At 36.5% G+C, this 19,199-nt stretch carries 17 protein-coding genes; 14 read left to right on the top strand and 3 right to left on the bottom strand.

Going from position 1 to position 19,199, the window contains the following annotated elements; translation table 11 throughout:
• Positions 1-6 precede the first annotated feature (6 nt).
• From ACQKIM_RS11890 to ACQKIM_RS11905, 4 genes are all read left to right on the top strand, one after another.
• Positions 7-1,980, top strand: coding sequence for a DHH family phosphoesterase (locus ACQKIM_RS11890; protein ID WP_427543861.1), 1,974 nt, complete (start codon positions 7-9; stop codon positions 1,978-1,980).
• Positions 1,977-2,423: a 50S ribosomal protein L9 gene (gene rplI, locus ACQKIM_RS11895; RefSeq protein WP_427543864.1), complete on the top strand. Its 447-nt coding sequence runs from the start codon at positions 1,977-1,979 to the stop codon at positions 2,421-2,423. The genes ACQKIM_RS11890 and rplI overlap by 4 nt, the downstream gene beginning before the upstream one ends.
• Before the next feature lie 13 nt (positions 2,424-2,436).
• Positions 2,437-3,798, top strand: a complete 1,362-nt coding sequence (gene dnaB / locus ACQKIM_RS11900; protein ID WP_427543867.1) for a replicative DNA helicase — start codon at positions 2,437-2,439, stop codon at positions 3,796-3,798.
• Positions 3,799-4,026: 228 nt separating this feature from the next.
• Positions 4,027-5,316, top strand: a complete 1,290-nt coding sequence (locus ACQKIM_RS11905) for an adenylosuccinate synthase (protein WP_427543869.1) — start codon at positions 4,027-4,029, stop codon at positions 5,314-5,316.
• Between the two features lie 53 nt (positions 5,317-5,369).
• Here the strand turns inward: ACQKIM_RS11905 and ACQKIM_RS11910 are convergent, their stop codons facing one another.
• Positions 5,370-6,182 (bottom strand): YitT family protein, encoded by an 813-nt coding sequence (locus ACQKIM_RS11910; RefSeq protein ID WP_427543955.1) that lies wholly within the window; start codon positions 6,180-6,182, stop codon positions 5,370-5,372.
• A 412-nt stretch (positions 6,183-6,594) separates the two neighbouring features.
• On the opposite strand from ACQKIM_RS11910, the gene ACQKIM_RS11915 reads away from it, so the two are divergent.
• From ACQKIM_RS11915 to rlmH, 9 genes are all read left to right on the top strand, one after another.
• A complete protein-coding gene (locus ACQKIM_RS11915) occupies positions 6,595-8,058 on the top strand; it encodes a LysM peptidoglycan-binding domain-containing M23 family metallopeptidase (RefSeq protein ID WP_427543872.1) in 1,464 nt (487 codons plus the stop codon).
• A 449-nt stretch (positions 8,059-8,507) separates the two neighbouring features.
• Positions 8,508-9,221, top strand: coding sequence for a response regulator YycF (yycF, locus tag ACQKIM_RS11920; protein ID WP_427543875.1), 714 nt, complete (start codon positions 8,508-8,510; stop codon positions 9,219-9,221).
• Between the two features lie 5 nt (positions 9,222-9,226).
• Positions 9,227-11,092, top strand: a complete 1,866-nt coding sequence (gene walK / locus ACQKIM_RS11925; RefSeq protein WP_427543878.1) for a cell wall metabolism sensor histidine kinase WalK — start codon at positions 9,227-9,229, stop codon at positions 11,090-11,092.
• Positions 11,089-12,411, top strand: coding sequence for a YycH family regulatory protein (locus tag ACQKIM_RS11930; RefSeq protein WP_427543881.1), 1,323 nt, complete (start codon positions 11,089-11,091; stop codon positions 12,409-12,411). Before walK ends, ACQKIM_RS11930 begins: the two co-directional genes overlap by 4 nt.
• Positions 12,398-13,225: a two-component system regulatory protein YycI gene (locus ACQKIM_RS11935; RefSeq protein WP_427543884.1), complete on the top strand. Its 828-nt coding sequence runs from the start codon at positions 12,398-12,400 to the stop codon at positions 13,223-13,225. Before ACQKIM_RS11930 ends, ACQKIM_RS11935 begins: the two co-directional genes overlap by 14 nt.
• Positions 13,225-14,013, top strand: coding sequence for an MBL fold metallo-hydrolase (locus tag ACQKIM_RS11940; RefSeq protein ID WP_427543887.1), 789 nt, complete (start codon positions 13,225-13,227; stop codon positions 14,011-14,013). The genes ACQKIM_RS11935 and ACQKIM_RS11940 overlap by 1 nt, the downstream gene beginning before the upstream one ends.
• A gap of 165 nt (positions 14,014-14,178) precedes the next feature.
• Positions 14,179-15,477: a S1C family serine protease gene (locus ACQKIM_RS11945; protein WP_427543890.1), complete on the top strand. Its 1,299-nt coding sequence runs from the start codon at positions 14,179-14,181 to the stop codon at positions 15,475-15,477.
• Between the two features lie 258 nt (positions 15,478-15,735).
• Positions 15,736-15,900 carry a CxxH/CxxC protein gene (locus ACQKIM_RS11950; protein ID WP_427543893.1) on the top strand — a complete coding sequence of 55 codons (165 nt, stop codon included), beginning with the start codon at positions 15,736-15,738 and terminating at the stop codon, positions 15,898-15,900.
• Positions 15,901-15,990: 90 nt separating this feature from the next.
• A complete protein-coding gene (gene rlmH, locus ACQKIM_RS11955) occupies positions 15,991-16,470 on the top strand; it encodes a 23S rRNA (pseudouridine(1915)-N(3))-methyltransferase RlmH (protein WP_427543896.1) in 480 nt (159 codons plus the stop codon).
• A gap of 174 nt (positions 16,471-16,644) precedes the next feature.
• Here rlmH and ACQKIM_RS11960 read toward each other — a convergent pair whose 3' ends face one another.
• Entirely contained in the window at positions 16,645-17,529 is an 885-nt protein-coding gene (locus tag ACQKIM_RS11960) for a LysM peptidoglycan-binding domain-containing protein (protein WP_427543899.1), read from the bottom strand.
• 228 nt (positions 17,530-17,757) lie between these two features.
• Here ACQKIM_RS11960 and ACQKIM_RS11965 point away from each other — a divergent pair, with 228 nt between their 5' ends.
• Positions 17,758-18,384 (top strand): hypothetical protein, encoded by a 627-nt coding sequence (locus ACQKIM_RS11965; RefSeq protein WP_427543902.1) that lies wholly within the window; start codon positions 17,758-17,760, stop codon positions 18,382-18,384.
• A gap of 364 nt (positions 18,385-18,748) precedes the next feature.
• Here ACQKIM_RS11965 and ACQKIM_RS11970 read toward each other — a convergent pair whose 3' ends face one another.
• Positions 18,749-19,114: a hypothetical protein gene (locus ACQKIM_RS11970; RefSeq protein ID WP_427543963.1), complete on the bottom strand. Its 366-nt coding sequence runs from the start codon at positions 19,112-19,114 to the stop codon at positions 18,749-18,751.
• Between the last annotated feature and the right edge of the window lie 85 nt (positions 19,115-19,199).

A 19,199-nucleotide genomic window follows, 5' to 3' on the forward strand; every position in this document is an offset into this window, starting at 1 on the left:
GATGTAATGGGGACTTTTAGAAAACGACCAATTCGCTATCCGCTTTTTGTTCTTTCCATTTTTGGCATTGTGACGTTCGTGCTTCTATGTATTTGGAATATCGGAATAGGTATTGGTTATGGAGTAGGATTTGCACTGTTAATGGCCTATACGTGGAAGGTAGAACAGGTGGCCTTTGATGAAACAGAAAAGCATATTGAATCGATTTCTTTTCGTATGAAAAAGGTTGGAGAAGAGGCATTGCTCGAAATGCCGATTGGAATTTTACTTGTCAATGATCAATATGAAATAGAATGGTCCAATCCATATATGCAGGGAGTTTTAAATAGAGACACATTAGTAGGTGAAGGAATAGTCAATATTTCCGATGACATCTATGTACTAATGAAGACTGAAAAATCAAATGAAGCCACGATTACACTACGTGAACGTAAATATCGTGTTTTTTATAAAAAAGAAGAACATCTGCTATATTTCTTTGATATCACAGAGCAGATTGCGATTGAAAAGCAATACTTTGCAGATCGTACTGTCATTGCCATTTTATTTGTTGATAATTATGATGAAATTACGCAGGCGATGGATGACCAGCCACGTAGTTTAACTAATACGATGGTTACATCCATTGTTAATGAATGGGCTGCAGAGCATGGGATATTTGTAAAAAGAATTTCATCTGACCGTTTTTTAGCGGTATTAAATGAATCTATCTTAACAGAGCTCGAAAAGAAAAAATTTGCTATTTTAGATACCATTCGAGAAAAAACAGCGCAAAAAAATCTCTCATTAACATTGAGCATTGGTGTTGGTGCAGGATCATCTTCATTAGTGGAGCTTGGTGAGCTAGCACAATCAAGTCTAGATCTTGTTTTAGGACGTGGTGGTGATCAGGTAGCTATTAAGCAGCCGACAGGAAAGCTAAAGTTCTATGGCGGAAAAACTAATCCAGTGGAAAAACGTACACGTGTAAGAGCAAGGGTTATTTCCCATGCTTTACGTGATTTAATTCAGGATAGTGATCAAGTATTTGTGATGGGACATAAAAACCCTGATATGGATTCGATTGGTGCGTCAGTCGGTGTACGAAAAATGGCACAAATGAATGATGTGAAGGGCTATGTCATCATAAATTTTGATGAATTAAACGGAAGTGTCACACGTTTAATGAATGAAATTGAGAGTAAATCGGATTTCTATGAAAATTTCCTAACACCAGAGGAAGCTGCGTCAAAAATGACTGAAAAGTCGTTGCTCGTTATTGTTGATACACATAAACCTGATTTGGTCATCGATTCACATCTATTAAAATTGGCTGAAAAAGTTGTTGTTATTGATCACCATCGTCGAAGTGAGGACTTTATAGAGAATCCAACACTTGTTTATATGGAACCGTATGCATCGTCGACTGCTGAACTTGTTACAGAGTTATTAGAATATCAGCCGAAGCGGGCGAAAATAAATATGCTAGAGGCAACAGCCTTACTGGCAGGAATTATCGTTGATACGAAGAGTTTTACTTTACGTACTGGCGCTCGCACGTTTGAAGCAGCTTCTTATTTACGGACAAATGGTGCTGATACGATTCTTGTACAGCGTCTTTTAAAAGAAGATGTCGATACGTATATAGAACGTTCTAAAATTGTACAAACCGTAAAGTTTGTAAAACCTGGTATTGCCATCGCTGTTGGCGAGGATTCAAAAGTTTATGACTCTGTATTAATTGCGCAAACAGCAGATATTTTATTAACAATGAAGGATGTTGGTGCTTCCTTTGTTATAGCACATCGAGCAGATGGCAAAATAGGTATAAGTGCAAGGTCGCTCGGCGAAGTAAATGTCCAGCTTATTATGGAAAAGCTCGGTGGTGGTGGTCATTTAACGAATGCTGCCTGCCAGATGGAAGGGAATTCTATAGAGGGCGTGAAAAAATATTTAGAAGAGGCCATAAATGAGGTACTTGAAGGGAGTTTTGAATCATGAAAGTAGTTTTTTTAAAAGATGTTAAAGGAAAAGGTAAAAAAGGTGAAATTAAAAACGTAGCTGATGGCTATGCACAAAATTTCTTAATTAAAAATGGCTATGCAGCTGAAGCTAATACACAAGCATTAAGCCAATTAGAAGGACAAAAGAAATTAGAAGCAAAAAACGCAGCGGCAGAATTAGCCGAAGCAAAAGCGTTAAAAGAAAAATTAGAAGCTTTAACAGTAGAACTAAAAGCAAAATCAGGTGAAGGTGGTCGCTTATTCGGTTCTATTTCTACGAAACAAATTGCTGATGCACTGCAAAAAGTACATGGCATTAAAATTGATAAACGTAAAATGACTTTAAATGAGGGCATTCGTGCACTAGGCTTTACAAATGTACCTGTAAAACTACACCATGAAGTATCTGCAACATTAAAAGTACATGTAACGGAAGAATAAGGGGCGACAATCCATGAGCGAACCGATGATGGACCGCGTTCCACCGCATAACCGGGAAGCGGAGCAATCGGTTATCGGTGCCATTTTCCTCGATCCACAAGCATTAATTACGGCATCAGAAATTTTATTAACGGATGATTTTTATCATAATGCACATAAGAAAATTTTTGAAACGATGCTGCGCTTAAGTGACCAAGGAAAAGCGATAGATGTTGTTACAGTTACTGAAGAATTATCAGCAAAAAAAGAGATTGAAGACGTTGGCGGGCTATCGTATTTACTAGAGCTCGCCAATGCTGTCCCTACGGCTGCTAATATCGCACACTATGCAAAGATTGTTGAAGAAAAGGCACTTTTAAGACGTTTGATTCGCGTCGCTACTAAAATTGTAGAAGATGGCTATACGCGTGAAGATGAAGTAGAAGCATTACTAGGCGAAGCAGAGAAGAAAATGATGGAGGTAGCCAATCGAAAAAATGCTGGTGATTTTAAGCATGTTAAAGACGTTTTGGTGGAAACCTTTGATAACATTGAACAGCTTCAATCACGTAAGGGAGATGTTACAGGTATTCCGACAGGCTTCCGTGATTTAGATAATATTACTGCCGGCTTCCAGCGCAACGATTTAATTATTGTAGCGGCTCGTCCATCTGTGGGGAAAACAGCCTTTGCCTTAAATGTTGCGCAAAGTGTTGCTGTTCAAGCACGTGAGAATGTTGCAATCTTCTCACTGGAAATGGGTGCAGAGCAGCTAGTTATGCGTATGCTTTGTGCAGAGGGAAATATAGATGCACAAGTTTTACGTACAGGTGCTTTAAATACGGAAGATTGGGGTAAACTAACTATGGCAATGGGGAGTTTATCGAATTCTGGTATCTTTATTGATGATACGCCAGGTGTACGTATTAATGAAATTCGAGCGAAGTGTCGACGCTTAGCACAGGAGCATGGGCTTGGAATGATTTTAATTGATTATTTACAGCTTATTCAAGGTAGTGGTAAACCGGGAGAGAATCGTCAGCAAGAGGTATCTGAAATTTCACGTTCATTAAAAGGATTAGCACGTGAATTAAAGGTTCCAGTAATTGCCCTATCACAGCTATCCCGTGGTGTTGAGCAGCGTCAAGATAAACGGCCAATGATGAGTGACCTGCGTGAATCAGGAAGTATTGAGCAAGATGCTGATATTGTTGCCTTCTTATATCGTGACGATTATTACGATAAAGAATCGGAAAGTAAAAATATGATTGAAATTATTATTGCAAAACAACGTAATGGTCCAACAGGAACGGTTACACTTGCATTTAAGAAAGAATTCAATAAATTTATTAACGTGGATTGGTCACAAATGCCACCACCGCCTTCACGTGATTAATAATTTCTAACAATATATATATCTATAGAAGGTGTCTTGAAGTATTTAATCTAAATATTAGATAATATTCATACCATTCTGTCATTAAACACGAACGTTGAATCAGATTTTTTGATTTTATGTTCGTGTTTTTAACTATTTTTTATTGACGTATTGTTTCTATCATTGTTACAATAATTAACGGCTTAAAAATTGAGATACCAAGCGTATCTAACGGAGGTGCTGATTATGACATCAGTTGTAGTTGTAGGAACACAGTGGGGAGACGAAGGGAAAGGCAAAATTACAGATTTCCTGTCGCAAAAGGCCGATGCAATTGCTCGTTTTGCAGGTGGTGATAATGCAGGACATACCATTAAATTTGGTGGTGAAACATATAAGCTACATTTAATTCCATCAGGTATTTTCTATAAAGAAAAGACGTCAGTAATCGGCAATGGATTGGTTGTTAATCCAAAGTCATTAGTAACTGAGCTTAGAGGTTTGCAGGAGCGTGGCATTAATACAAATAACCTACGTATTTCTAATCGTGCCCATGTTATTTTGCCATATCATATTAAACAAGATATTGCTGATGAGGAAAGCCGTGGCGACAATAAAATTGGCACGACTTGCAAAGGTATTGGACCTTGCTATCAAGATAAAGTAGCTCGCATTGGTATTCGTATGGCTGATTTACTGGACAAAGAAATATTTGAAGAAAAACTACGTCATAATTTAGCAATTAAGAATAAATTATTCGAGAAGTTCTACGAAGTTGAAGGTGTAACGTTTGAGGAGATTTTTGAAGAGTACTATGCATATGGACAAGAAATTGCAAACTATGTAACAGATACATCAAAAATTTTAAATGACGTCTTGGATGAAGGCGGCAAAGTGTTATTTGAAGGTGCTCAAGGTATCTTACTTGATGTTGATCAAGGTACGTATCCATTTGTAACCTCTTCAAATCCTGTTGCTGGTGGAGTTGCCATTGGTGCTGGTATCGGTCCATCACGAGTTTCTAATGTTATTGGTGTATGTAAAGCCTATACATCACGCGTTGGTGATGGTCCATTCCCAACTGAATTATTCGACGAAGTGGGTCAACAAATTCGTGAAGTTGGTCGTGAATATGGTACAACAACAGGTCGACCACGTCGTGTAGGCTGGTTTGATACGGTAGTTGTCCGTCATTCACGTAGAGTAAGTGGAATTACACATCTTGCACTAAATTCAATCGATGTTCTTTCTGGCTTAGACACTGTAAAAATTTGTACAGCGTATAATTATCAAGGTGAAACCATTACAGAATATCCAGCAAATCTTCATATTATTGAACAATGTGAACCAATTTATGAAGAGCTACCAGGCTGGTCAGAGGATGTTACAAGCTGCAGAACTTTAGAAGAGCTACCTGAAAATGCACGTCGCTATGTAGAACGTGTGAGTGAGTTGACAGGTATTCAAATTGCAACATTCTCGGTTGGTCCTGCACGTGAACAAACAAATGTTTTAGTGGATATTTGGGAAGCGTAATAAGATGAAATATACTAAAAGGACGTGCCATTTTGCGGTACGCCCTTTTATATTTAGTGAATATCCTTTTTCTTGAATCGCCCACCTTTAACCTCTGCTATATTACCAATCGCAAGGAATGCATTATCATCAATTTCAGCGACAATGGATTTTAGCTTCGATTCCTCTAATCGTGTAATAACAGTAAAAATAACCTTTTTATCGTTACCGGTATAAGCCCCCTCACCATGTAGGAAGGTTACACCTCGACCAAGTCGGTCCATTATGGTTTGACCGATTTCATCTATTTCATCACTAATAATGTAGACGGATTTTGATTCCTCCATCCCTTGGATAACAATGTCAATCATTTTATAGGCAATATAATAAGCTAGGATCGAGTACATAGCTTGTTCCCAGGTGAAGATAAAGCCTGCTACCGTAAAGATCAGGATATTGAAGAACATAATAATTTCTCCCACAGAAAAGGGAGTTTTTCGATTAAATAAAATGGCTAAAATTTCGGTTCCATCTAACGATCCACCGTATCTTATGACAATGCCGACACCGATTCCTAAAATCATGCCACCAAAAACGGTTGCTAATAAAGTATCCTGGGTAAATGGTTTTAGATTATGTAGTAAAATCGTTGTTACTGATAGTACAGTAATGCCTAGGCCTGTAGAAAGTGCAAAGGTTTTACCAATTTGCTTATAGCCTAAAAAGATAAAGGGTAAGTTTAGAATGAAGATAAATATACCGAGAGGTAACTTTAATAAATGTGAAGTGATGATAGAAACACCTACGATTCCACCATCCATAATGTGGTTTGGTACTAAAAATAACTCTAATCCTACTGCCATTATTATTGCACCTAGTGCCACCATAATGCTCCTTAGGACAATTCTACGAGTCCTATTTTTCTGTGGCTTGACCAATCTAGGTGTTATTATTTCAGAGGTCTGTGAATCACTCAATGTAATCGCTCCAATCAACTAGTGTATCCTTCTTCTCTATTTTATCGGAATATTAAAAAAGTAAAAAGTAATAAGTTTTAATTCTCATAAAAAATATAAGAATAATATTGTAATAATAAACTAATAAATATATTAAATTACAATTATAAGAGCGTATAATAGATAAGAGTTATGTAACAATTAGTCGAAAAATAATACATTTACATTACAAAAGTATGAAAATATCCATTCCCTTTTTTCTTTATGGTACAGTATAGTGGTGCAAAATTATTTTGTGGGTAATTAATCCTATAGTAGCATAAAGTTGGAAGGGGCTTTATTGATGAGTTCGTCTTGGTATAAAAAAGAAGAAAACAATAGATTGACTTACAATCTATCTTCATTCAAAAAAATGTCTATTATTGCAATTTTAATGACAAGTTTAACCGTTAATACTGGGTTTGCAAAAGAAAATCATAAAGAAGATTTAAATAAGATTTTTCATATTTATGTAGGTGATCAATATATTGGAGCAGTATCTAACGAAAAGGCTGTCCAGGAAATTATTGCATCGAAGGAAAAAGAAGTTGGTCAACAGTATAAAGAATTGTCTATTAATGCTAGTACGTCTGTTAAAATCATCCCGGAGCAAGTGTTTAGTAATGGAACTAAAGATGTGGAAATTTTAGCAAAATTAGAGCAATCTTTAGTTGCTAAGTCTCAAGCCTTCACCTTATTTGTAGATAATAAGCCTCTCGTATCTTTAAAAGATGCAAAAGCTTATGAAGATACTATACGTTTATTAAAATTACAATATGTTTCACAGCAAGAGATGAATAGTTTACATACTGATCAGCAATCAACGAATCAAGTATCACCACTACAATCTGGTGAGACTCGTTTGTTAAATGTCTCCTTTAAACAAGGAGTTTCAGGTGTTACTCAGAATGTTTCTCCAAGTACTATTGTTACTCCTGAAAAGGCTGTGCAATACTTAATGACAGGCTCTTTAGAGCAGGAAACCTATAAGATTCAATCAGGAGATGTTCTAGGCTCAGTTGCTCAAAAACATAACCTGACTACAGCTGAATTACTAGCATTAAATCCTGGTATTACTGTAGATACTGTTCTACAAATTGGGCAAGCATTGAACGTAACAGTTGCAAAACCATTTGTTACTCTCGAAGTCAAACAAGAGAAGAAAGTTATAGATACAATCCCTTTTAAGAAAATAATTGAAGAAGATCCAAACATGTATAAAGGTGAAAAAGTAGTGAAGCAGCAGGGTGTTGATGGAAAAAAAGAAACATCTTATCTATTAACCTCTGAAAATGGAACACGTACATCCAAAGTGGCATTAGAAGAACAAATTATACAGCAACCAGTAGATGAGATTGAGATTGTCGGTACGAAGGTCATTTCTTCTCGTGGTACTGGTGAATTTACTTGGCCTACTGTAGGAGGCTATATTTCAAGTCAGATGGGTCAACGCTGGGGAACTGTCCATCGTGGTATTGATATAGCCCGACCAAGTAATTATAATATCTTAGCTTCTGATAATGGAGTTGTAGTAGCGGCTGGTAGCTCAGGCAGTTATGGTAATCGAATCGTTATTAATCATAATAATGGCTATACAACACTTTATGGACATTTATCTTCAATCAATGTTGAAGTTGGGCAAGTAGTGGAAAAAGGTTCTGTGATTGGAATTATGGGATCTACTGGAAATTCCACAGGTACACATCTGCATTTTGAAGTTGAAAAGGATGGTTCATTAGTCAATCCTTTATCATATGTAGGACGTTAATTTTTTTGAATAGCAGACAGTCCAAATATATGGACTGTCTTTTTCTATACTTCTTATACTATTATTTCCCGAGAAATATTTGTCGAAATATCATTTATTTTAATAGTCAATAATTGTCTTTGAATTTAGAATAATGCATTGAAGCTAAAAGCATGATAGAGTTAAGAGTAGTGATTTTAACTTCTTTCAGCTGTTTTTGCAGCAAATGCTAAGTATTAGCTACAGAAGTTTCTCATCATAATAGATGATAAGATGTAAGCAGGTTTAAGTTATGTTTCAGGGGTATCCAAATATCTACTGAAAGAGGAACTCAAACTAAGAACTTCATATCCTGTAAAAATGTTAGAAGTGACCAACTACAGCTTCCGATGGAGTCACAAATTCGGTTGCAATAATTATAAATACACACTTGTTTTAAGAATAGATAAATAGCGAAAGGGAGAAAATGTATGGATAAAACAATTTTAGTTGTTGATGATGAAAAACCAATCGCAGATATTTTACAGTTTAATTTAATAAAAGAAGGCTATAAGGTAATTTGTGCTTATGATGGAGATGAAGCACTAGCAAAGGTTGAGGAAGAGCAGCCGGATTTAATGCTTTTAGATATAATGCTGCCAAAGCGTGATGGTATGGAGGTCTGTAGGGAAATTCGAAAAAAATATGATTTTCCAATTATTATGCTAACAGCAAAGGGCTCTGAGATTGATAAAGTATTGGGCTTAGAAATGGGTGCAGACGATTATGTAACAAAGCCTTTTAGTACACGTGAACTGATTGCACGTGTCAAGGCAAACATGCGTCGTTTACAGGTGGTTGCTCCTGCTGCTGAGGAGGCTGCAGAAGAGTCGAATGAGATTGTTGTAGGCTCGCTTGTCATTCAACCTGATGCTTATTTAGTATTAAAACGAGATGAAACCATTGAGCTTACACATCGTGAATTTGAGCTATTACATTATTTAGGGAAACATATTGGTCAAGTCATGACACGTGAGCATTTATTGCAAACTGTGTGGGGCTATGATTATTTTGGTGATGTACGAACAGTAGATGTAACGATCCGTCGTTTACGTGAAAAAATAGAGGACAATCCTAGTCACCCAGCTTGGATAGTAACACGTCGTGGAGTAGGTTATTATTTACGAAATCCTGAGCAGGAGTAAATGGAATGCAAAAAGTTAGCTTCTTTAAATCGATTCATGTCAAGCTAGTTCTTATTTATATTTTATTAATATTGCTTGCTTTGCAAATAATAGGTATTTATTTTGCACGTGAATTGGAGGAAAATTTAAAAACCAATTTCCGAGATTCCATTTTCCAACGTGTTGATTTAATGCAATACAGCATTCGTGAGGAAATTTTAAAGGAACGCGATGAAAGTATGCCAACACTTGAAGAAAGCCTTAAAACGATTGTCATGGAGTTTTCTACAGGGCTGAAGGATGTTTCTTATGGAGATATATTAGAGATTCGTGTTATTGACAATCGACAGCGGATACGTGCAACATCTGAGTTAGAAAATCAAAATCTGATTGGACAGCGCTCAAATACCGATCTTGTCCGACGTGCATTGTCAGCAGAGACATTATTTGAAAATATCAAACTTGATAATAAAACAAGAAATCGAATTTGGGTGTTAGCGACGCCCATTCGAAATGGTGCAGGTACGGATGATGAAGTTATAGGGGTTCTTTATATTGAAGCTAATATTGAATCTGTTTTTGGACAAGTGAATGACATTAACCGTATTTTCCTTGGTGGAACTGCTGTGTCCTTGGTGGTCACTATCTTTTTAGGAATTTTAGTAGCGAGAACAATCACACAGCCGATTGCCGATATGCGTAAACAGGCACAGGCGATGGCTAAAGGAAATTATTCACGAAAAGTACGTGTATATGGAACAGATGAAATAGGGCAGCTTGCTATAACCTTTAATCATTTGACGAATCGCTTGCAGGAAGCCCAATCTACTACAGATGCAGAGAGACGAAAGCTTGATTCGGTCCTTAGTAATATGACGGATGGTGTTATTGCGACAGATCGTAAGGGACGCATCATCCTTATTAATGATCCCGCACTAGAGCTATTACATATTTCTAGGGATATTACATTAGGTCGCCCAATTGCGTCTGTTTTAGGGATTGATCAAGAGTATAGCTTTGAGGATTTAATACACATGAATGATGCGGTGAATTTAAATTTTAGTACAACAGACGCACCCTATATTTTACGTGCGAATTTCTCGGTCATTCAAAAAGAAACAGGCTTTATCAATGGTTTAATTACTGTGCTGCACGATATTACGGAGCAGGAAAAAATTGAAATGGATCGTCGAGAATTTGTATCTAATGTATCACATGAATTACGCACGCCATTAACAACAATGCGCAGCTATTTAGAGGCACTGGCGGATGGCGCCTGGAAAGATGAAAATATTGCTCCAACATTTTTGAATGTTACACAAACAGAAACAGAGCGAATGATTCGCTTAGTTAATGACTTATTGCAGTTATCACGCATGGATAGTGCGGATTATGAATTGAATAAGGATATTGTTCTTTTCAATTCATTCTTTAATCGTATTATTGATCGCTTTGAAATGTCAAAGTCTGACAAAGTAACGTTCCAACGTTTATTCCCAGAAGCATCTTTTTATGTGGAAATTGATACAGATAAAGCGACACAGGTAATCGATAATATCATTTCTAATGCAATAAAGTATTCTCCAGATGGTGGAAATGTTCGATTTGGTTTTACTGTGCAAGGTGAGATGTTGAAGGTTATGATTTCTGATGATGGTATGGGCATTCCTAAGGAAAATGTAGGACGTATTTTCGATCGTTTTTATCGTGTGGATCGTGCACGTGCTCGTTCTATGGGCGGGACAGGTCTAGGACTAGCTATTGCCAGGGAAATGATTGAAGCACATGGTGGTAAAATTTGGGCTGAAAGTGAGGAAGGTCACGGTACAACCATATTCTTTACATTACCATATGATTTAGATGATTTTGACGAGGCAGGTGAGTGGGCATGAAATATATAGAGCCAGTTAAATCAGTTGTATTATTTCTACTCGTCATGTTGAGTGTCGTTTTAACCTTTATTATTTGGACGTATACACCAGATTATAAAATTATTGAACAAACTGAGGGAAAAGAAATCCTAATTGGGTCTCAGAAAAGGATGGAGGATATCATTCGTCCCTATAAGGCGATTTATCGTTTTGATGAGGAGTTCACAGGAACAGCATCCAATGGTGCAATGAAGGATATTATGAAAGCTTTTCAGGGCTGGAATGTTCTTGATATAGTGCCAATCAATAATAATCTTACAGCGAATTATGTAAATGAGATGATTCGTACAAATAACCGTATGACCGTCTTTTTTACTGGTGAAATACCTTACTCTGCCTTTAGCTCTATTTTCCAGTTTGCTGATAAAGAAATACCTGAAACAACCTTTAATCGTATGATTATAGATTGGACGAATTATGGCAGCAAAGACTTACAGGTCTTTTTCATTAGTAGTAATAATAAAACTTTAATGCGCTCACATGTAAGCCTGCAAAATACCAATCCATTTATAAGGGATGTTATTGAGCCAGCGAAAACATATAGCACTTTTAAAGAAATTGAGCGTGATGGCTTTACCTCACTTTATATGCCTAATGATAAAATTGAATCTACCAAATATATGTATACGTTTATAGAGGAGCCACTTGAATCTTTTAAAAATGTGTTATTTCCAAATCCAAATATCGTTCAGCGTAGTATTGAAAGTGCAATGACTGAAAAATATCAGGATGGCAAGTCACGAATGACTGTTGATTCAAACTTAAAATCTTTAACCTATGTATATCCAGCTGCAGAAAGTAGTGCCATCATAGAGCCATCTAAGCTTTTGAAGGATAGCTTTGAATTTATCAACGAGCACGGAGGATTTACAGCTGATTATCGCTATGTATCAAAAAATACTAGTAAAAATCAGTTAGAGTATCAGCAATATTTACAGGGGTTACCGGTTTATAGCGATCAAGTTATAAGCAAGATTACAACTGTATGGGGGGATAATCTTATATTCCGCTACAAGCGCCCTTATTATTCCTTAGTTTTCGACATTCCAACCGAGAAGGAGATAAAGAAACTGCCTTCAGGTTTGGAGATTGTGGAAAAGATTCAGCAACTTAATAATTTTGTGTTATCAGATATAGATGATATTGTGGTGGGGTATTATTTAAAGCAAGATTCAAGTAGCATAATGACATTAGAGCCATGCTGGTTTGTAGTTCATAATGGTGTAGCAACAAAACTGACGCCTGAATTATTAGGAGGTGTCATAAATGGATTGGAATAGAACAAAATCCATTTTCATCATCGTTTTTTTAATACTGAATATCTTCTTGTATTCGTTTTATTTAAAACGTTATAATGAAGCGCAAAGCGTAGAAATACCTGGTGAAAGAACAATAGAAACTCGTTTAAAGGATGATAATATTACGTATGGTGCATTGCCTATTAATGAATCTGCAACTTATATTACGGGCAAAGTGCATAAGTTTACAAGTAGCGATTTCCCCGATAAAAATCAGCAAGCTAATATTATTAAAGAGACACTAGCTCATATTGTCTTTATAAATCCTGTGAAGTTACGAAATATTAATGATAATACAAGCTTTACTGAGTTTCTCCATACAAATGTTAAAGCGGGAGATTCCTATGCATTATGGAAGGTAGATCGTGAGGAGCGAGTCGCGATTTTCTTTCAGAAAAAAAATAATCAAATGTTCTATTACAATGATAGTGCCTCATTAAAAGTACAGTGGAATATGGACCACGAAGTTATCATGTATGAGCAGACAATGATTGATAGTATTGAAGAAATAGAACAACAAGAAACAGTTATCCCACCACTTCAAATTATCCAAACATTATATGCAAAAGGACTATTAAAGGCAGAATCACGTATTACTCATATAAAGCTAGGCTATTCAACATTTAGTAATTTAACACAAACACAAACACAAGTGTTGATACCAACATGGGAAGTACAAGTAAAATTAGCAGACGGTGAGACAGAAGAGTACTTTGTTGACGCGATGGAAGGAAAAATTATTGATATTCAAGAGGACAAGCAAGAGGGAGAAGAGGAAGACTGGGGAGTTGAATGATGCGATTTAGTGTTTTAGCAAGTGGTAGTACAGGCAATTCTATATATGTAGAGAGTGATGAACATGCATTTATTGTGGATGCAGGTCTGAGTGGCAAAAGGATGGAGCAGCTATTTACAAAAATTGAGCGTAATATGAAGCAGCTGAGTGGCATCTTCGTGACACATGAACATAGTGATCATATTAAAGGAATTGGTGTATTGGCTAGAAAATATAATGTACCTGTTTATGCAAACGCCAAGACATGGCAGGCAATGGACGGGCTTGTTGGTGATATTCCCCTAGCGCAACGTTTTGAATTTGAAATGGATACAGTAAAGCATTTTGGCTCAATAGCTATTGAATCCTTTGCGGTATCACATGATGCAGCAGATCCAATGTTCTATACTTTCCATGAAAATGGGCGCAAGCTTGTTGTTATTACGGATACAGGCTATGTTAGCGACCGTATGAAGGGTATTATTCGAGGAGCAGATTCCTTTGTCTTTGAAAGTAACCATGATGTAAATATGTTACAAATGGGTCGGTATCCATGGTCGATAAAACGCCGTATATTAAGTGATGTAGGGCATGTTTCAAATGAAGATGCGGCAGTAGCTATGAGTGAGGTTGTATTTGAAAAGCCAACAAATATTTATTTATCGCATTTAAGTAAGGACAATAATATGAAAGAGCTTGCACGTATGAGCGTCACGCAAACATTGCAATCCTGCGGTATTATTGTAGGAGAGTATGTAAAGTTATTTGATACAGATGCAGAGGAACCGACACAATTAGTAACGGTTTAATAATATTGAAGCTGTCTGAGAGGCTGTTTCATCGTAATTTTAAAAAAATACGATGAGGCAGCCATTTTTATGTCCATTTTATTTATTTTTCATCTGATTTTAATGTTTGAATCGTACTATTAGGGTAACAACTAACAAATAGTAATAAATGAAAGGATGAGGAAGATGAGCTATTTTCAAGATGATGATAAAAATCGTGATTTCCTAAATAATGATGAAATACAGAAATCACCTCTTCAAGAGCGACTTGAAAAAGAGGAGCGAGAAAGACAAGAGAAGCGTCTAAAAAAGAAAGGTGGTGGCGGAGGTAAGGGCGGTTACTTCTTCAGTGGTCTTATCGGGGTCATCATAGGTGCTTTGATCGTGTGGCTCATGCTACCTGGACTTGTTAATCAGATGCCTGGTACAACGACAAGCAGTACAGGTAAAAATGAAACGACCATCAATCAAGTAGCAACAGAAGTGACAACGGATGTTACAAAAGCAGTGGATATGGCTTCGGGTGCAGTTGTAGGTATAACTAACATACAAGAAGTGACAAACGGTGGATTCTGGAACCCACCAACTACATCAACCCAGCCTGCTGGAAGCGGTTCAGGTGTTATTTATAAGGTTCAGGGTGATAAAGCCTTTATCGTGACAAATAACCACGTAATTCAAGGTGCTAAACAGTTAGAGGTAACAATGCCAGATGGAACAAAGGAAGAAGCGCAGTTAGTTGGTAAGGACGAATGGACAGACTTAGCTGTTATTTCAATCAGGTCTAAGGATGTTAAAACAGTTGCGAAATTTGGGAGCTCTGATGTCCTAAAACAAGGTGAAACAGTAATCGCAATCGGTAACCCACTTGGCTTAGAATTCTATGGCTCAGTGACAACAGGTGTTGTATCTGGAAAGGATCGTTCTGTACCAGTTGATTTAAATGGTGATGGAACAATCGATTGGCAGCAAGAGGTATTACAAACAGACGCAGCTATCAACCCTGGTAATAGTGGAGGTGCACTTGTAAACCTTGCAGGTGAACTAGTCGGCATTAACTCCATGAAAATTGCTGAATCCTCTGTAGAAGGATTAGGCTTCTCAATTCCAATTAACTCAGCCATTCCAATTATTGAGGAATTAGAGAAAAACGGTGAAATGAAGCGCCCTACAATGGGTATTCAATTAGTTGACTTAACAGATGTACCATCATTCTATCAACAACAAACATTAAAATTACCGAAAGATATTACGACAGGTGTTGTAATTACAGACGTTGTGAATAATTCACCAGCATCAAAAGCTGGCGTTCAACAATATGATCTCATTGTAGAAATGGATGGTAAAAAAATAGAAACGGCAATTGATTTACGCAAACATTTATATAATGATAAAAAGATTGGTGATAAATTAACAATGAAAGTATACCGCCAAGGTAAATTAGTGGAGCTATCACTAACATTAACAAATAGTAATTCATTGTAAATAAAAATCAGTGAGGGTTTAATAATCCTCACTGATTTTTTTGTGGATAGAAGAAAAATTGACCAGTTTATACAGTAATATAGAGCAAATATTGTGGATAACTAGAAAATTGTGAATAATATTTCTACACATCAAAATAGCAAGAGAAAGCCTTTTCTTTCATACTTGCCAGTCCTTTGTTACAATAGATTGTGGATAACATAGACTGAAATGTGAATAAGTTTGTGGAAATTTCGGAAAACAAGGAGACATAAAAAAATGGAAAAATACAGCTGCAAAAACCATATAGATCACGCTTTAGACATGTTTGTAGCGGAACAAAAAGCATTCCCAATTATGGATAAAGTCGAAGATGAAAAAAAGTTATCCACAAAATGTAGCTACTGTGAACAACCAGCAGAATATATTGTATCAAGTAAATAACTTTACACAATATATAGGATCGATATGTGGATATGTTGATAACTTCTGTGGATAATTTGTTTGTAAATGAATTGTAAAGGTGGATAACGTGTGAATATAACGATTGTATCAGTCGGCAAACTAAAAGAAAAGTACTTAAAAATGGGCATAGATGAATATGCGAAACGTCTCGGTAGTTATGCAAAGATGGATATCATTGAGGTACCAGATGAAAAAGCACCTGAGCAGCTAAGCGATGCCGAAATGGAAATCGTCAAAAAAAAGGAAGGTGAACGTATCCTCTCCAAAATTAGTCCAGATACATACGTTATCGCCCTAGCGATTAACGGCAAAATGAAAACCTCTGAACAAATGGCAGCAGATCTCGAATCCCTCATGACCTACGGCAAAAGCAAAATCGCCTTCGTCATCGGCGGCTCCCTTGGCCTACACGATGAAGTTTTAAAGAGAGCCGACGAGCAGCAATCCTTCGGCAAAATGACATTACCCCATCAGCTAATGAAGCTAGTACTGGTAGAGCAGATTTATCGGAGTTTTAGGATTATGAAGGGGGAACCTTACCATAAGTAAGTGCGGTTTTTTAAAGAACTTAACTGCAGATAGAAAGAATAAACAAAAGAATCACCAAGAATTATGCATTTTAGAATATGGTCCAGATTTAAAAGTAAAAGATGGTGTAGGATTGAATAAATAAGCAAAAAAGAACCTAATCTGGTTCTTTTTTTGCTTATTAGACTGGTTAAGTTAGTCTAATATTGTGACCTGTAATTGTTTTACTCCAAAATTAATTGCATCTTGTTGAGAGGGGAAAAAGACATCGATTCGATTTCCCTTAATGGCACCGCCAGTATCCCCTGCGATTGCTTCACCATAGCCTTCCACATAAACTTTACTACCCAGTGGAATTACAGTTGGGTCAACTGAGATGACCTTCGCATTTGGGTTTGTTTTAAGGTTAATTCCAGTAGCAGTAATACCGGAACATCCCTCACATGAAGCCGTATAGGCTGAAGCTTCCACTATAAGTTCCTTTGAAGCAGTATTATTTGTTGATGGAGCAGTTGCTTCAGGTGCATTCTCCTTTGAAGCAGTATTATTTGTTGATGAAGCGGTCGCTTCAGGTGCACTATCCTTTGAAGCTGTTTTACTTGTTGAAGAAACAGTTTCTTCAGGTTTACTCTCCATTGCATTTGTATTATTTGTTACTGAAGTTGTAGTTTCCTTTGCTGCATGAGCTGCAGGCTTTATTGGTTTGCCAGTTACAGCCGTACTCGTTTTCGTACCATCAATAATGGATAGATTTAAACCCGGATGAATAAGGTCCGTATGTAATTGGTTCCATTCTTTAATTTGCGAAACAGTGACTTGATAATCTAGGGCTATGTCCCATAGTGTATCACCTTGCTTAACGGTATATTGTTGTGCAATAGTAAGGTCATCGCCAGGGTGAATAAGGTTAGTAGTAATATGATTCAATGTTTTGATATTTTCTACAGAAGTATTATGTGCACGAGATAAATCCCAAAGAGTATCTCCTTTTTGTACGGTAATTGTTGCAGCTTGAGCATTAGCACCTAAAGTTGCCGAAAGCATTGCAACGGGTACAATTGAAATTATTTTTTTAAGCATTTATTAATCCTCCATGTGCGTTCTTAGTTGTTAATGTAAAATCATCGTAACATAGATTTATCTGAGAAAAAGAACAAGGAGGTGTTAATTAGATTTCGTCTATGGCATTTATATTGCAATAATATTGCTAATATTAAAGGATACTATTTCCATGATGGAGATACCTAATTAAGGGTTAAATGTGATAATGTTTATACATTAAATAAATTTAATAAATGAGGGATAACCATGTCAGTTGTGAACCTGTTAGCTTCTCAACTAAGTCGAAACGATGAAGAGCCAAATATTGAGCTGGCACATAAATTAGTTAATGAAGAAAATTATACGGGCATAGAAGAAATAATTGAAAACCTAACTTGCAAAGATAAAAAGATTCAATACGATTGTATTAAAGTAGCATACGAAATTGGGCAAGTTAAACCAGAACTCATCAGTAAGTATGTCCTGACTTTTATAGAGTTGCTAAAAAGCCCTAATAATCGTTTAGTCTGGGGCGGAATGACGGCATTAGCAACGATTGCCGAGGAAGCATCAGAAACCATTATGGCTCATCTTAATATATTAAAAAGTGCTATGAAAGTTGGTTCAGTTATTACAATTGATAAAGGTGTCCTAACTCTTGCGAAGCTAGCAGCTGTCAGTAAGGAAAACAATGATGTGATTTTTCCAATATTACTTCATCACCTTGAGAATTGCAGAACAAAGGAAATTCCTCAGCACTCGGAAAGTACGCTATTAGCCGTAACAGATGAAAATAAAGAGGAATTATTGAAAGTGTTACGAAAAAGAGAAAAATACCTAACTGCACCACAATTAAAAAGAGTCAAAAAGATTTATAAAACATTAGAAGCTTAATAAAAATAGCAAAAATCCCCCTAGATGTGCCGTGCCATTAATGTGAATTTTAGCATCGGCGATGTTATTAGGAATTATTAAATAAATGTTCATAAAATAAAACCCGCACTTGGCCGCGTTACGGAGAACTGTATCATAAATAAGTGTGATTTATTTTGCTTCATAATTAATAGAGAAAGGTAAATTGTTTGCAGCTGTATGGTGAGCTAATAATCCAAAATTAAGTTCATTTAAATAGAAAGTCCAGTTTTGCGGAGAATATAAGTTATTACAATTAATAAATAACAATAAAAGCGAGCATCAACCTGTTCAGTTGATGTCTACATCCAAGTAGGCGGTCAATGGCTCTTTTCACTTTGACGGGCTACGTGGGATGTGGAATAATCCATTCGGGATGTTGCCCAAGAAGAAAACTTATGCGAGATGTGTCCAAAAACTTGATGTAGATCCACTTTTCCTTTAAGCGATCAAACACACGCTTTCCCGTATGACGCTGCTTTTTTGGCATTTCTAAGTCCGCTATCAGCCAATCCATGATTTCATCTTTATATTCATCTATCTTTTTTGACACGGTTTTACGCATCTCTAGTTTCAGATTAAAATCCTGTTGCTCCACGTATTTTTGTACGGTTTTAAAATCATGTCCCGTTTCATTTGCTATTTTCCGTAAGGAATAACCCTTCTCCTCATACAAAAATTTGATATGATGAACTTGTATCATTGTAAGCATCCTTTCCATTCCTCCTAATCGACTTTTTTGCCAATTAGAAGGTTAGTAGATTAGAAGGGTACGGACAATGATATTTTTTTACGTT

This window comes from Lysinibacillus sp. NPDC047702, assembly GCF_050272555.1.
Taxonomy (GTDB): Bacteria; Bacillota; Bacilli; order Bacillales_A; family Planococcaceae; genus Lysinibacillus.